Here is a 14,070-nt window from a genome sequence, read left to right on the forward strand (position 1 = left end):
GTAAACTGGTCGCGATGTCCGAGCGCCGCGTCTATCTCGACCACGCGGCGACGACCCCCGTCCTCCCCGAAGTGATCGACGTCGTCGCCGCGGCCATGGCGACCCTCGGCAACCCCTCGTCGCTGCACGCCTCCGGCCGGCACGCCCGCAAGCTGGTCGAGGAGGCGCGCGAGTCCGTCGCCGCCGGCCTCGGTGCGCGGCCCAGTGAGGTGGTGTTCACCTCGGGCGGCACCGAGGCCGACAACCTCGCCGTCAAGGGCCTCTACTGGGCCCGCCGCGCCGCCGACCCGCGTCGGGTCCGCATCCTCGCCTCCGCCGTCGAGCACCACGCCGTCCTCGACACCGTCGACTGGCTGGCCGCCGAGCAGGGCGCGAAGGTCGAGTGGCTGCCGGTCGACGCCACCGGACGGCTCGACGTCGACGCGCTGCGCCGGGTCGTCGCGGCCGACCCCGAGTCGGTCGCGCTGATCACCGTCATGTGGGCCAACAACGAGGTCGGCACGGTGCAGCCGGTCGGCGAGGTGGCCGCGGTCGCGCACGAGCACGCCATCCCGGTGCACTCCGACGCCGTGCAGGCGGTCGGCGCGCTGCCCGTCCACTTCGGCGACTCCGGGCTCGACGCCATGACGGTGTCCGGCCACAAGGCCGGCGCCCCGGTCGGCGTCGGCGCGCTGCTGCTGCGCCGCGAGGCCGACGTCGTGCCCGTCCTGCACGGCGGCGGGCAGGAGCGCGACGTCCGCTCCGGCACGCTCGACGCCCCCGCCGTCACCGGGCTGGCCGCCGCGCTGCGATCGACGCTGACCGACGTGCCCGCGCGGGCGTCGGCGCTGGCCGGGCTGCGCGAGCGGCTGGTCGGCGGCGTGCTGGCGGCGGTGCCCGGCGCGGTACTGAACGGCGACCCGGCGCACACGCTGCCGGGCATCGCGCACTTCTCCTTCCCCGGCTGCGAGGGCGACGCGCTGCTGCTCCTGCTCGACGCCGCCGGCATCGACTGCTCCACCGGCAGCGCCTGCACGGCCGGCGTGCCCGAGCCGTCGCACGTCCTGCTGGCCATGGGCGCGCCGCACGAGCGGGCCCGCGGGTCGCTGCGGTTCTCGCTCGGCCACACGTCCACGACGGCCGACGTCGACGCGCTGGTCTCGGCCATCGGGCCGGCCGTCGAGCGGGCCCGCGTTGCCGGCATCGTCAACGTCGCCACCAGGGAGAACTGACCATGCGCGTCCTCGCCGCGATGTCCGGCGGAGTCGACTCGGCGGTCGCCGCGGCCCGGCTGGTCGAGGCCGGCCACGACGTCACCGGCGTGCACCTCGCGCTGTCGTCGAACCCGCAGTCGTTCCGCACCGGCGCCCGCGGCTGCTGCACCATCGAGGACTCCCGCGACGCCCGCCGCGCCGCCGACGTCCTGGGCATCCCGTTCTACGTGTGGGACCTCGCCGAGCGGTTCCGCGCAGACGTCGTCGACGACTTCGTTGCCGAGTACGCCGCCGGCCGCACGCCCAACCCGTGCCTGCGCTGCAACGAGAAGATCAAGTTCGCCGCCGTGCTCGACCGCGCGCTGGCGCTCGGCTTCGACGCCGTCGGCACCGGGCACTACGCGCGGGTCGTCGCCGGGCCGGAGGGCACCGAGCTGCACCGCGCCGCCGACCCGGAGAAGGACCAGTCCTACGTGCTCGGCGTGCTGACCGCCGAGCAGCTCTCCCATGCGCTGTTCCCGCTCGGCGGCACCGTCAAGTCCGAGGTCCGCGACGAAGCCGAGAGGCGCGGGCTGGCCGTCGCCCGCAAGCCCGACAGCCACGACATCTGCTTCATCGCCGACGGCGACACCGCCGGCTTCCTGCGCGACCACCTCGGCGACGCGCCGGGCGAGGTCGTCGACGCCGCCGGCGCCGTCGTCGGCACGCACGAGGGCACCTACGGGTTCACCATCGGGCAGCGCAAGGGGCTGCGCATCGGCACGCCGGCCGCCGACGGCAAGCCGCGCTACGTCCTCGACATCTCCCCGGTCGACCGCCGGGTCACCGTCGGCCCGCGCGAGGCGCTCGCCGTCGACGCGCTCACCGGAGTGGCGCCGCGCTGGTGCGGCGCGCCGCCGCCCGCCTCGTCGCCGCTGTCGTGCCTGGCCCAGTTCCGGGCGCACGGCACCCCGGTCCCGGCGGCCGCGACGGTGTCCGGCTCCGGGGTCGAGGTGACGTTCGAGACCGCCCAGGAGGGCGTCGCTTCCGGCCAGGCGATCGTGCTCTACGACGGCACCCGGGTCATCGGGTCGGCCACCATCGACCGCACCCGCTCGGCCGTCAGCGCGTGACGTAGTCGACGACCAGCCCGATGACGCCGGGGTCGCGCAGGATGCGCTGGTGCCCGAGGCCGTCGGTGCTGATCAGCTCCGCCTCCGGCCACGCGGCCGCGAGCGCGGCGCCGTCGTCGTACGGGACCTCCTTGTCCTTGCGGTCGTGCACGACGAGCGTGGGCGGGACCTCCGCGCGCCGGGCCAGCCCGGTGACGTCGAAGTCGGTCAGCGGGCGGCCGGCCAGGCGTTCCAGCCGCGCCAGCAGGCGGCTGCGGGTGCGCTCGCCGAAGCCCATCGTCCGCTGGAACAGTGCGAGCCCGTCGCTGAGCGTCGTGCTCGGCGCGATCAGCACCAGCCGCGCCGCCGGCAGCCCGTCCGCCACCGCCACCGCCGTCGCCGCCCCGCCGAGGGAGTGTGCGACGACGGCGGACGGCTTGCCGTGCTTGCCCACGGCCGCCGCCAGCGCCTCGGTGAACTCGACGCCGGTGGCCCGGCCGCGGCCCAGCTGCCCGGGCCCGGACTCGCCGTGGCTGGGCGCGTCGAGCGCCACGACCCGCCGCCCGGCGTCGACCAGCGGCTGGACGAACGCGCCGAGCTGGCCGCGCCAGCCGCCCCAGCCGTGCATGAGGTAGACCGGCGGGCCGAACCCCCAGCTCTCCACCGCGACCGCTCGGCCGTCGGGGAGGGTCAGCGTGCTGCGCTCACCCGGCCGCGGCCGTTCGTCGCGCCGGCGGCCGCCGGTGTCGGGCAGCATGCACCACAGCCCGGCGGCCCAGCGGGCGCCGGCCGACGGCGCGACGCGGTCGAGCGTGCGGAACGCGACCCGGAGCGTGCGGAGCTTCGCGCCAGCACGAACGATCGTGCGATTCTGCGGCGAGACGGTGGTCATGACGGTCCCTTCGCGGTTTCCTCTAGGTGGTAACAGGGACGCGGGCGGCGTCGAGCAGCCGCTCGAACGCGTACCGTGCCCGCGCCTCCGACCGCTCGTCCTCGAGCAGGCGGTGGGCGTGGTAGAAGCCGAGCATGATGCCGTCGAGGTCGGCGGCGAACTGCAGCGGGTCGGCGTCGTCGCGGAAATGGCCCTCGGCGATGCCGGTGGCGAACATGCGGGCGCAGGAGTCGTAGAGGTCGAGGTGGTCGCGGACCAGCTGGTCGCGGACCGGGCCGTCCTGCTCGTCCAACTCGGCCGCGGCCTTGACGAACAGACAGCCGCCGGGCATGCGGGTGCGGCCACACTCGACCCAGCGCTCGAACAACTCACGCACCCGCGGCTCGCCGCGCGGCGCCAGAAGCGCCGGCCGGATGACGGAGTCGATGAACTCGGTGCGGGCCTCGCGCAGCACCTCGAGCTGCAGCAGCTCCTTGGACCGGAAGTGCGCGAACAGCCCGCTCTTGGACATGCCGGTGGCGGCGGCGAGGTGCCCGATGGTCAGCCCGCCCAGCCCGACCCGATAGGCCGTCTCGACTCCCTGGCGGAGGATGACCTGCCGGGTTTCCGCACCCTTTGTCACGCGACCAAAATAGCACGACCGTTCGTACTGCGCGAGGGGGTGTGGCCTACGACACCGAGACGCCGATCGCCGAGCCGACGACGTACGTCACCGCCATGGTCAGCAGCCCCACGATCACCGCCCGAGACGCCGCCCGCCGGCGCCGTCCGCCGCCCAGTCGCGCGCCGGCGTATCCGGTCAGGGCCAGCGCGATCACCACCGTCACCATCGTGACCGGCACCCGCGCGCTGGCCGGCGGCAGCACGATCGCCAGCAGCGGCAGCGTCGCACCCAGCGCGAACGCCACGAACGACGACAGCGCCGCCGTCCACGGGTTGGTCTGCTCGTCGGCGTCGATGCCGAGCTCGGCCTCGGCGTGCGCCGCCAGCGCGTCCTCGGCCGTCAGCTCGCGCGCGACCTGCTCGGCCAGCGGGCGGGACAGCCCCTTGCGCTCGTAGATCAGGGTGAGCTCGGCCAGCTCCTCGTCGGCCAGGTGCTCCAGCTCCCACCGTTCCCGCGCGAGCGCCGCCCGCTCGGTGTCGCGCTGGGCGCTGACCGAGGTGTACTCGCCGCCGGCCATCGAGAACGCGCCCGCGACCAGGCCCGCCACGCCGGTCAGCAGCAGCCAGTCGCGGTCGGTGGTGGCGCCGGCCACGCCAACCACGATGCCGGCCGTGGAGATGATGCCGTCGTTGGCGCCGAGGATGCCCGCGCGCAGCCAGTTCAGCCGCCCCGCCAGCTTGCCGTGGTAGTGCTGCTCGCCCTCGTGCGGCGTCGCCTCGGCCATGCCGACAGCGTAGCCACGCGCGGCGCGTCATACAGGGTCGATAGGCACTGGCGCGGGGCCGGGCGGACCTGTCAAAGTTTTCCCCGTCGACGGGGGAGGAGCTCATCGTGGTGGTGACGTTTGTGCGCTGAGCGCCGAGCCGACCACGTCTGGGGAGCGGTTCTCGAACGCGCGCGGGCCGAGGGCGCCGACCCGTCGCTGCGGCACGTGCTGGAGGCCTGCGCCGTCGCGCTCGGCGCGGCCGGGTGCGGGCTCTCGATGGTCGGCGCGTCCGGCGCGCGCGAGCCGGTGCTCTCCGTCGGCGCGCTCTGCGAGGAGCTGGAGGAGCTGCAGTTCACCCTCGGCCAGGGCCCCGGCGTCGAGGCCGCCGGCGACGGCGTGGTGCTGGCGCCCGACCTCGCCACGGGGGCCGCGACGCGGCGCTGGCCCGTGTTCGCGCCGGCCGCGGTGCAGCGGGGCGTGCGGGGGCTGTTCGCGTTCCCCGTGGCGGCCGGCGCGGCCCGGGTCGGCGTGCTCGACGTGTACCGGCGCGACCCCGGCGACCTGGGTGCATCGCGCCTGTCGACGGCGCTCGCGTTCGCCGACGCGGTGCTCGTCGTGGTACTCGACGAGCGCGGCGCGGTCGGTACCGGTCCGGACCAATATCGGGGTGGCATGCTGCCGGAACGCCGCGCCGAGGTGCACCAGGCCGCGGGCATGGTGAGTGTGCAGCTCAACGTCGATGTGAGCGAGGCGCTGGTCCGGTTGCGGGCCTACGCGTACGTCCACGAACGACGGCTGGCCGAGGTGGCCGCCGACGTCGTGGCACGGCGGCTGAGATTCACGTCGGACCGGCGCGGCATGAACGACACGGCTGCGGGGAACGGGATGATGGACGCGCCTCCGCACCCCGACCCCGACCACCCGGAGGGCGGCGCATGAGTACCACCGATCGGCGAGTCCGCGAGACCTTCGTCGAACTGGCCGACACGCTTGTCGACGACTACGACGTGCTCGGATTCCTCGACGTGCTCGCGCACCGGGTGGTCGAGCTGCTCGACGTCGATGCGTGTGGCGTCGTCCTGGCCGACCACCACGGCACGCTCAGCCTCGTCGCGGCTTCCACCGAGGAGACCCGGCTGCTGGAGCTGTCGCAGCTACAGAACGCCGAGGGCCCGTGCCTCGACGCGTTCCACGGCGGCCGGCCGGTGTCCATGGAGGACCTGCGCGCGGGCGACGAGCGTTGGCCGCGGTTCGCCCCCGCCGCCCGCGAGGCCGGTTTCCTCGCTGTCCACGCCCTGCCGATGCGGCTGCGCGAAGTGGTCGTCGGCGCGATGAACCTGTTCGCCGCCGCGCCGGGCGGGCTGCCGGCCGACTCGATGGCGCTCGGCCAGGCCATGGCCGACGTCGCCACCATCGGGATCCTGCACGAGCGCACCGTCCGCCAGCAGGGCGCGGTGGTCGGGCAGCTCCAGGCCGCTCTCGATAGCAGGATCCTCGTCGAGCAGGCCAAGGGCGTGCTCGCCGAGCGCCTGTCCGTCTCGGTCGACGACGCGTTCGCCCTGCTGCGCGGCCACGCCCGGTCGTCCAACAGCAAGCTGCGCGACGTCGCGGCCGCCGTGGTCGACGGCGCGATCACCGAGCTGCGCGCCTGACGCCGGGCCGGGGCCGCTTCGCCGAAACCGGCCCCCTTGACCACCGGCCTGTGCGGGCGTAGCGTCCGCAGAGATGCGCTGAATCCGGCTCTGACGTGCCACGTCGTGCTCGTTCGGCGCAGTTGGACGTCGCCCCGGACCCCGGCGGCACACGCCGGAGGGCGGGGATGTCGTCGTGCCCATCCCTCCGCGTGGCGGTCTTGGCTTCGGCCACGATCGCGGGGCGGGCCGCCCACGCCGGCCGCTCGCCGTCGGGCGCATCCGGTCTCGGCCGGGCAAGGGGGGCGCGCCCGACGGTGGGTGAGCCGGCCGGGCGGCAGCCATCCGCGTGGCGGCAGGGCGGGTGATGGCCGGGGGGGCCGCGAGAAGCGGGGTGCGCATGGGTGGTGACGTCGGCGCGGCAGCGGACCGCCTGCTGCGGCGGATGCACGCGGCAGGCCTGGAGCTCCGCCTCGTCCTCGACGAACTGGACGACGATCCGCTGGCGGGCCCCGTCGCCCGCGCCGTCGTGGAGGTGGACCTGATCGTCCGCGAGCTGCAGGGCCGCGCCCTCTCGCGTGCCGCCGACCCCGTCCCGGATGCTTGACCGTGCGGGCGGTTGTGGGCCCCGCCCTCGCGCGCCGCGGCCCCGCCGAGCCCGCGCCGGACGGCTGACCGTGCGGACGGTTGTGGGCCCCGCCCTCGCGCGCCGCGGCCACGCCGAGCCCGCGCCGGACGGCTGACCGTGCGGGCGGTTGTGGGCCCCGCCCTCGCGCGCCGCGGCCCCGCCGAGCCCGCGCCGGACGGCTGCCCACGTCGGCCCATGCCCCTGACCAGGCACGTCGCGCCGCAGAGCCGGCGTTCGGCCGACGTTGTCGGTGCCCGCCCGTAGGGTGGGCCCCACCCGGGCCGGGAGGGCCATCGGCACGGATCACCGCGGCGCTTCCTCCATCGCGGCGCCGCAGACGACGGCCGTCCCCCATCGCCTAGGGTTCTGTGTTCGTGAGCGACTACGTGTGGGCGCCGGCGACGGCGACGGGCATCGGTTCACTGCCGTTCCCGGACCGCGACGAGGCCGCGCGCGTCGTCGTCGGCGAGCTGCCCGACTTCCCGCACCTGGCCGAGCTGCCCGCCCGCGGCGCCGGCGCCGACATGATCGGCCGCGCCGCGTCGCTGCTGGTCGACCTGCACGTCGACCTCCAGCCGTCCGGCTGGCGGCTGGTCGCGCGGCCGGGCGCCGACGAGCAGCGGGCGGCGTCGTTCCTGGGCGCCGACCTCGACGCGCTGGAGATCGCCGCGTACGGCTACGAGGGCCCGCTGAAGGTGCAGGTCGCGGGGCCGCTGACGCTGGCGGCGTCGGTCGAGCACCACCGCGGCGGCGCGCTCGTCGGCGACTCCGGGGCACGGCGCGACCTCGCGGCCTCGCTGGCCGAGGGCGTGTCCGCGTTCGTGGCCGACGCCACGCGGCGGGTGCCGGGCGCTTCCGTCGTCCTGCAGCTGGACGAGCCGTCGCTGCCCGCCGTGCTCGCCGGGGCGATCCCGACGGCGAGCGGGTTCGGCCGGCTCCGCGCGGTCGACGTGGCCGAGGCGTCCGCGCTGGTCGGTGCGGTGGTCTCGCGGGTGGACGGGCCGGTCGTCGTGCACTGCTGCGCGCCGTCGGTTCCGGTCGACGTCGTGCGCTCGGCCGGGGCGGTCGCGGTGTCGCTGGACGTGTCGCTGCTGGCCGGCGCGCCGGCGGCGGAGTTGGACGCGCTGGCCGCGGCGGTCGACGCGGGCCTCGCGGTGTGGCCCGGCGTGGTGCCGTCGCTGCGCCCGTCCACCCCGCCGTCCGACCGCGAGCTCGCCCAGCGCGTCGTCGGGCTCTGGCGCCGCCTCGACCAGGACCCCGCGGCCATGGCCGCCCGCACCGTCGTCACCCCGTCCTGCGGCCTCGCCGGCGCCGATCCCGCCTGGGCCCGCCGCGCCTACACCCTCGCCCGCACGACGGCGCGCGCCTTCGCCGACCTCGTCGCCGAGACGTCTTAGATCGGCTGCTCGACTCCCGCGCGGAAGGCGTCGAGTAGCTCTGCGTTCGCGTCCCGGTCACCGGGCATGTCGTCGGCGAGTCCGCTCGTGTCGCTCGTCGTCGCCGTCAACAAGTCGCCGAAATGGGCGAGCGCCGATGGCGGCAGCATCCGCCTGACATCGGCGCCCAGCAGCATCGCTCCGGCGATTTCCAGGTCGTAGTCGGCGCGCTCCAGCATGGGGACGCCGTCGCCCACGTAGAGGCGATCGACGTTGCAATCCGGTCCGTACGACTTCAGGATCAGCTGGAGGTCGGCGCTGTCGTGTCGCGGCTTCTCGAAGTGGCGTTCCTCCCATGCGGTCAGCTTGAGAACCGCCTGAGCCGGCAGCGACGCGACCCGGACGACGAGGTCTGGGGCGAGCCGGATCTCTTCGGCGGTCGTCAGGGCCTCGGCAAGACCGAACGCCGACATGACCGAGTCCTCGGCGGGCGGCCAGGCGATGGTGCGGTCCACACGTTCCACGCCGCCGAACGGAACCAAGTCGACAGTCATCTCGGCCACGGTGACGCGATGTTCCGGACTGCCGCTGGCATGCGGAAACGTCGAGCGCAGGGTTTCGAATGCGCTCCAGTCCGCCACCGCGACCGCGACGTCGAGGTCCGTCGTCAGCCGGCGGATCTGCACGCCATGCACGGCGTGCAGCAGGACGTCTCGTGCGGCCGCGCCGACGACCAAGTACGGCGATCCGGCGGCCTCGGCGCGCCGGTCGATGATCCGAAGCGGCTCGACGAGGTGCGCGATCTTGTCATGCCCGGTCAGGTCGATCAAGGTACGTCTCTCGAATCCGTTCGGCAGCCTGCGCGCTTCGCGCGTCGCCTGCAGCGATCAGGTCGGCATAGATCAAGGGCGCGGGGACGACGGCGGGGTTGGGTGTGGGCAACCCGCCGGTCCAGAACTGGTTACGGACGTCGACGTTGCCCGCTGGATGACGACGCAGACGCGCGTTCATGATCAGGTCTCGCGGCATGGAGACGGCGTAGATCGTGGTGGTCTCGGGCCGCAACTCGTGCGTCAGCATCGACGCGGCGGTCTCGCCGCCCCAAGTGACTCCGTAGCGGGTGGGGTCGATCGACTGCCACCACAGGGGATCGTCCGCTTGGAACCGATCAGTGAACAGCTTGGGCCGGAGGGTTTGCGAATAAGCCTCAGTCCAAGAGACGAGTAGCCGGTTCAGCCGTTGCATGGACCGGTTCTCCTCGGGCCCGATGACATAGCCGAGGTCACGCAGATCCTGGATCACCGGTGTGACGGCTCCGAGCGAGGTTCCGGCCAAAAGAGCGATGAGTCGGTACGGCTGACGGATGAGCTCCGGATCCGCCAGGAGGGTGAAGACCACCTGCAGGCCGACGCGCCGGAAGGCTCGGCCGGGCCGTTCGCCTACCGCTCGTTCTGGCCGCGGTCGGCCGACGACCCAGAGGACGACACCGTCCTGCCGCACGTACATGTTGCCTGCGGCGTCGAGAAACTGTGCCCCCTGCTCGCGGAGCCGATCAGCGACTGTCGGCGACACGTAGTCGGTGACCACGACTCCGTCACCGTCGGGCCTGATCTCCCGCAGGACCTTGGCGATGAGGGCTGCCGCGGAGGCGGTGGCCGGCTTGAGCCATGCATGGAGAACGTGCGACCGGCCGTCTACGGTGAGGGTGACGAGAGCATCGGCATCCTGCTCCACATGGAGGTGCGCGGTTGCCTGCAGGCCGAGCTCGTCGAGGCGAGCGACCACCTCGTCCAGGAGGTCGCGTCTGAGCTGTTGATCGGCCATGTGTTCATTCTAGTCTCATGTTCAGAAAAAATGAACAGAGCAGAAAACTGAACATGCGCCGGTTCCGGCACATCGTCAGTGGTGGGCGCTACCGTCTGTGCTGTGACCGAGCCAGTCGACAGCAACGACGTCCCGACGCAGGTGCGCGAGCGCCACGCCACGCTCTCGCAAGAGATCGAGGACCACCGCCAGCGGTACTACTTCGCCACGCCCACCGTCAGCGACGCCGAGTTCGACCAGCTCATGCGCGAGCTCGAGGGCATCGAGGAGCAGTACACGTCGCTGCGCACCCCCGACTCCCCGACGCAGAAGGTGGGGGCGCCGGTGGCCGAGCCGGGCGCCGGGGTCGAGGCGTCGTGGCCGCCGGTCGAGCATCTCGAGCGCATGCTGAGCCTCGACAACGCGTTCTCCTCCGACGACATCGCCGAGTGGGCCGCCCGGGTCGAGCGCGAGGTCGGCACCGGCGCGCGGTACCTGTGCGAGCCGAAGGTCGACGGCCTGGCGGTCGACATCGTGTACCGCGACGGCAAGCTGGCCACGCTCGCCACCCGCGGCGACGGCCGCACCGGCGAGGACATCTCCTACAACGCGCAGTTCGTCGACGCCATCCCGAACGAGCTGACCGGCACCGACGAGTACCCGGTGCCGTCCGTGGTCGAGATCCGCGGCGAGGCGGTGTTCCCGACGGCCGAGTTCGAGGCGGTCAACGCCGAGCGGGCCGACCTCGGGCTGCCGCTGTTCGCCAACGCCCGCAACTCCGGCGCCGGCGTGCTCCGTCAGCGCATGGACCGCCGCCGCGAGAAGCTCGACGCCGCCAAGGCGAAGGCCGACGCCGCCGGGAACGAGGGCCGGTCGCAGGTGGCGTACGAGCGGGTCCTCGAGGAATACGAGCGGGCTCGGCGCAATCTCAACCGCATGATCCTGGTCTGCCACGGCATCGGCCGGCGCGACGGCTTCGACATCAGGTTCCAGTCCGAGGCGTACGAGGCACTGCGCGCGTGGGGGCTGCCGGCCAGCGACCGCCCGCAGGTCGTCCCCGACCTCGAGGCGGTGCAGGGCTTCATCGACCACTACGGCCAGCACCGCCACGACATCGAGTTCGAGATCGACGGCGTCGTCGTCAAGGTCGACCAGGTCGACCTCCAGCGCCAGCTCGGCTCCACGTCGCGGGCGCCGCGGTGGGCCATCGCCTTCAAGTACCCGCCCGAAGAGGTCACCACCAAGCTCATCGACATCCGGGTCAACGTGGGGCGCACCGGCCGGGTCACCCCGTACGGCGTCATGGAGCCGGTCAAGGTCGCCGGCTCCACGGTCGAGAACGCCACCCTGCACAACGCGTCCGAGGTCAAGCGCAAGGGCGTGCTCATCGGCGACACCGTCGTGCTGCGCAAGGCCGGCGACGTCATCCCCGAGATCCTCGGCCCGGTCGCCGAGCTGCGCGACGGCGGCGAGCGCGAGTTCGTCATGCCCACCGAGTGCCCGGCCTGCGGCACCCCGCTCGCCCCGGCCAAGGAGGGCGACGTCGACATCCGCTGCCCGAACAGCCGGTCGTGCCCGTCGCAGCTGCGCGAGCGGCTGTTCTACCTGGCCGGACGCAGCGGGTTCGACATCGAGGCCATGGGCTGGGAGGCCGGCATCGCGCTCATCGACGCCGGTGTGGTCGCCGACGAGGGCGACGTCTTCGGGCTCGACGCCGACCGCCTCAAGCAGGTGCCGCTGTTCACCAACACCGACGGCGAGTTGACGGTCAACGGCCGCCGCCTGCTCGAGAACCTGCGCAAGGCCAAGGAGCAGCCGCTGTGGCGGGTGCTGGTCTCGCTGTCCATCCGGCACGTCGGTCCCACGGCGGCGCGTGCGCTGGCCGGGGCGCTGGGCTCGATGGAGGCCATCCGGGCGGCGAGCGAAGAGGACCTCGCCGGCACCGACGGCGTCGGCCCCACCATCGCCGCGTCGGTGAAGGAGTGGTTCGCCGTCGACTGGCACCAGGCCATCGTCGACAAGTGGGCCGCGGCCGGCGTGCGCATGGTCGACGAACGCGACGAGTCGACGCCGCGCACGCTCGAGGGCCTCACCGTCGTCGTCACCGGGTCGCTGCAGGGCTTTTCCCGCGACGACGCCAAGGAGGCCATCCTGGCGCGCGGCGGCAAGGCGTCCGGCTCGGTGTCGAAGAAGACGTCGTTCGTGGTCGCGGGCGAGAACGCCGGGTCCAAGCACGACAAGGCGGTCGAGCTGAAGGTGCCCGTGCTCGACGAGGACGGCTTCCGGGTGCTGCTCGAGTCGGGGCCCGACGAGGCCGCCAAACTGGCCCGGGTCGGCGACGGCGAGGAGCCGGCTGCCGAGGCTCAGGAGTAGGACGAGACGCGCGAAGGGTCCGGCGAATGCCAGACCCTTCGTGTCCAGGAAGACTCGTCCGCGGCCCGGAGGCGCGACACGAGCTGCTCCGTGGAACCGGAGATCGGAGTCCTCTACGCCCGGGCCGAGAACCGGCCCGCGACCGCGGCGTAGGCCTGCAGTCGCAACTTGGCGAGGTACCGGCCTGGATGGAGCCGGCTGAGGTGTCTCCGTCCGTGCTGACGACTCATGAGGGGTCCTCTCGCTACTGACGAGGTTCCACAGGGCCGTCGTACGACCGCTCGGGAACCAGGCGATGTGCCGGTGCCCCGAGCGGGACTCCAGTGTTCAGTTGTCCCTCCATGATCGTTCCGTCCTGCTGGACGGTCAAGGGGGTTCCCCGTATGCGTCGTTTACCCCGTTTCACCTGCGGATTCACGGTCACGAAAAAAGTCGGTGCCGGGGTCTGGCGCGAGGGGCGTCCGCTCATGCATTCTTGCGTCGACAAGGCACATCTCGCCGCAGAAACACCCGGTGGTCACCCCATCGTCAGTGCCACCTCTGCGCCCGTCCCCGGAGTGAGGTTCCCATGACCTCTTTCGCTGAGCATGTGGCTCCAGCGGCGGAGCTCTTCCCGGTCGTGGCCCCGTGGCCGCGCCGGCTCGGAGCGGCCAAGACCTCCTACATCACCCGGCACGTCATCGATCTCGTGCCGTCCGGCGACGAGCTGATGCTGGCGCCGGCGACCATCCCGGCGGCCGGCGACGTGATCCTCGCGCGGGTCGAGTCGATCGGCGCCCACGACTGGATCGAACGTCCCGACGGCCGCAAGGCGCGGCTGTTCGCGGGCGACGAGATCATCGTCGCGTACGGCGCCCGGTACGCCACCGAGGCCTACGAGGCCGTCGTCCCGGACGACCTCGGCCCGTGCGACCTCGTCGCGGCGGGCGGCATGGCCGGTCGCGTCGTCGGAGCGTACGCCGGCATGGCGGCGCCGACCCGCATCGTGCCGATCGGCCAGCTGGCGGGGCCCGACGGACGCGGCCTGACGGTGCGCTCGGGTGCGCCGATCCCGCTGCTGCCGGCGCCGCCGCCGCTGCACCCGCCGGTCATCGCCGTCGTCGGGGCCTCGATGAACGCCGGCAAGACGACGTCGGCCGCGTCGCTGGTGCGGGGCATCACGCGGTCCGGGCGGCGGGTCGGCGCGGCGAAGGTCACGGGGACCGGCGCCGGCAACGACCGCTGGCACCTCGTCGACGCCGGGGGCGCGCCGGTGCTCGACTTCACCGACGCCGGGTTCCCGTCGACCCACCTCGTGGCGCCCGACGATCTGGTCGCGACGTACTTCGGCCTGCTCTCCGCGGTGGCGGCGGCCGAACCCGACATGGTGGTCATCGAGATCGCCGACGGCGTCGCACACGGAGAGACCGCGCGGCTGCTCGCCGACCCCGCCGTCCAGGCGACCCTCAGCGGTGTCCTCTTCGCGGCCGGCGACGCGCTCGGCGCCCTCTCGGGGGTGAACCTGCTGCGCTCGTGGCACCTCCACGTCGCCGCCGTCACGGGCAAGGTCACGTCGTCGCCGCTGGCCGCCCGCGAAGCGGCCGCTCTGGTCGACGTCCCCGTCGTCAGCACGCACGAGCTCATGGAGCCGTCCGTCGCCGCGGCGCTCGTGTCATTCGATTCCGAAGCGGCCTGACGCAATCCCCGTGGCCGGTTCCGCCGTATATCAGGCAG

At 73.3% G+C, this 14,070-nt stretch carries 13 protein-coding genes; 8 read left to right on the forward strand and 5 right to left on the reverse strand.

From position 1 onward, the window contains the following. The first annotated feature begins 14 nt into the window (after window positions 1-14). Window positions 15-1,211 carry a cysteine desulfurase family protein gene (locus BLU82_RS04475; RefSeq protein ID WP_092616162.1) on the forward strand — a complete coding sequence of 399 codons (1,197 nt, stop codon included), beginning with the start codon at window positions 15-17 and terminating at the stop codon, window positions 1,209-1,211. A 2-nt stretch (window positions 1,212-1,213) separates the two neighbouring features. Then, window positions 1,214-2,305 carry a tRNA 2-thiouridine(34) synthase MnmA gene (gene mnmA, locus BLU82_RS04480; protein ID WP_092616165.1) on the forward strand — a complete coding sequence of 364 codons (1,092 nt, stop codon included), beginning with the start codon at window positions 1,214-1,216 and terminating at the stop codon, window positions 2,303-2,305. Here the strand turns inward: mnmA and BLU82_RS04485 are convergent. The 3 genes from BLU82_RS04485 to BLU82_RS04495 are packed head-to-tail and all read right to left on the reverse strand — an operon-like array spanning window position 2,295 to window position 4,564. Beyond that, a complete protein-coding gene (locus BLU82_RS04485; protein WP_092616168.1) occupies window positions 2,295-3,176 on the reverse strand; it encodes an alpha/beta fold hydrolase in 882 nt (293 codons plus the stop codon). The genes mnmA and BLU82_RS04485 overlap by 11 nt on opposite strands. Window positions 3,177-3,198: 22 nt before the next feature. Continuing rightward, a complete protein-coding gene (locus BLU82_RS04490; RefSeq protein WP_092616171.1) occupies window positions 3,199-3,798 on the reverse strand; it encodes a TetR/AcrR family transcriptional regulator in 600 nt (199 codons plus the stop codon). A 46-nt stretch (window positions 3,799-3,844) separates the two neighbouring features. Further along, window positions 3,845-4,564 carry a VIT family protein gene (locus BLU82_RS04495; protein ID WP_092616174.1) on the reverse strand — a complete coding sequence of 240 codons (720 nt, stop codon included), beginning with the start codon at window positions 4,562-4,564 and terminating at the stop codon, window positions 3,845-3,847. Between the two features lie 120 nt (window positions 4,565-4,684). On the opposite strand from BLU82_RS04495, the gene BLU82_RS04500 reads away from it, so the two are divergent. From BLU82_RS04500 to BLU82_RS04515, 4 genes are all read left to right on the forward strand, one after another. After that, window positions 4,685-5,485: an ANTAR domain-containing protein gene (locus BLU82_RS04500; protein WP_092616177.1), complete on the forward strand. Its 801-nt coding sequence runs from the start codon at window positions 4,685-4,687 to the stop codon at window positions 5,483-5,485. After that, window positions 5,482-6,198, forward strand: a complete 717-nt coding sequence (locus BLU82_RS04505) for a GAF and ANTAR domain-containing protein (RefSeq protein ID WP_092616180.1) — start codon at window positions 5,482-5,484, stop codon at window positions 6,196-6,198. Before BLU82_RS04500 ends, BLU82_RS04505 begins: the two co-directional genes overlap by 4 nt. Window positions 6,199-6,577: 379 nt before the next feature. Beyond that, window positions 6,578-6,784, forward strand: a complete 207-nt coding sequence (locus tag BLU82_RS04510) for a hypothetical protein (RefSeq protein ID WP_092616183.1) — start codon at window positions 6,578-6,580, stop codon at window positions 6,782-6,784. A 395-nt stretch (window positions 6,785-7,179) separates the two neighbouring features. Continuing rightward, a complete protein-coding gene (locus tag BLU82_RS04515) occupies window positions 7,180-8,202 on the forward strand; it encodes a methionine synthase (RefSeq protein ID WP_092625435.1) in 1,023 nt (340 codons plus the stop codon). On the opposite strand, the gene BLU82_RS04520 is transcribed toward BLU82_RS04515, so the two are convergent. Both BLU82_RS04520 and BLU82_RS04525 read right to left on the reverse strand, forming a co-directional pair. After that, the gene (locus tag BLU82_RS04520) at window positions 8,199-9,011 is read right to left on the reverse strand and encodes a nucleotidyl transferase AbiEii/AbiGii toxin family protein (RefSeq protein WP_092616186.1); all 813 of its coding nucleotides are present in this window, start codon (window positions 9,009-9,011) and stop codon (window positions 8,199-8,201) included. The two genes, BLU82_RS04515 and BLU82_RS04520, sit on opposite strands and share 4 nt — an antisense overlap. Further along, the gene (locus BLU82_RS04525) at window positions 8,989-10,005 is read right to left on the reverse strand and encodes a type IV toxin-antitoxin system AbiEi family antitoxin (RefSeq protein WP_092616189.1); all 1,017 of its coding nucleotides are present in this window, start codon (window positions 10,003-10,005) and stop codon (window positions 8,989-8,991) included. The genes BLU82_RS04520 and BLU82_RS04525 overlap by 23 nt, the downstream gene beginning before the upstream one ends. Window positions 10,006-10,107: 102 nt before the next feature. Between BLU82_RS04525 and ligA the strand changes: the two genes are divergently transcribed. Both ligA and BLU82_RS04535 read left to right on the forward strand, forming a co-directional pair. Further along, window positions 10,108-12,357: an NAD-dependent DNA ligase LigA gene (gene ligA, locus BLU82_RS04530; protein ID WP_197682738.1), complete on the forward strand. Its 2,250-nt coding sequence runs from the start codon at window positions 10,108-10,110 to the stop codon at window positions 12,355-12,357. Window positions 12,358-12,925: 568 nt separating this feature from the next. Next, window positions 12,926-14,032 carry a DUF1611 domain-containing protein gene (locus BLU82_RS04535; RefSeq protein WP_157740569.1) on the forward strand — a complete coding sequence of 369 codons (1,107 nt, stop codon included), beginning with the start codon at window positions 12,926-12,928 and terminating at the stop codon, window positions 14,030-14,032. Window positions 14,033-14,070 lie beyond the last annotated feature (38 nt).

Source organism: Jiangella sp. DSM 45060 (assembly GCF_900105175.1).
Taxonomy (GTDB): Bacteria; Actinomycetota; Actinomycetes; order Jiangellales; family Jiangellaceae; genus Jiangella.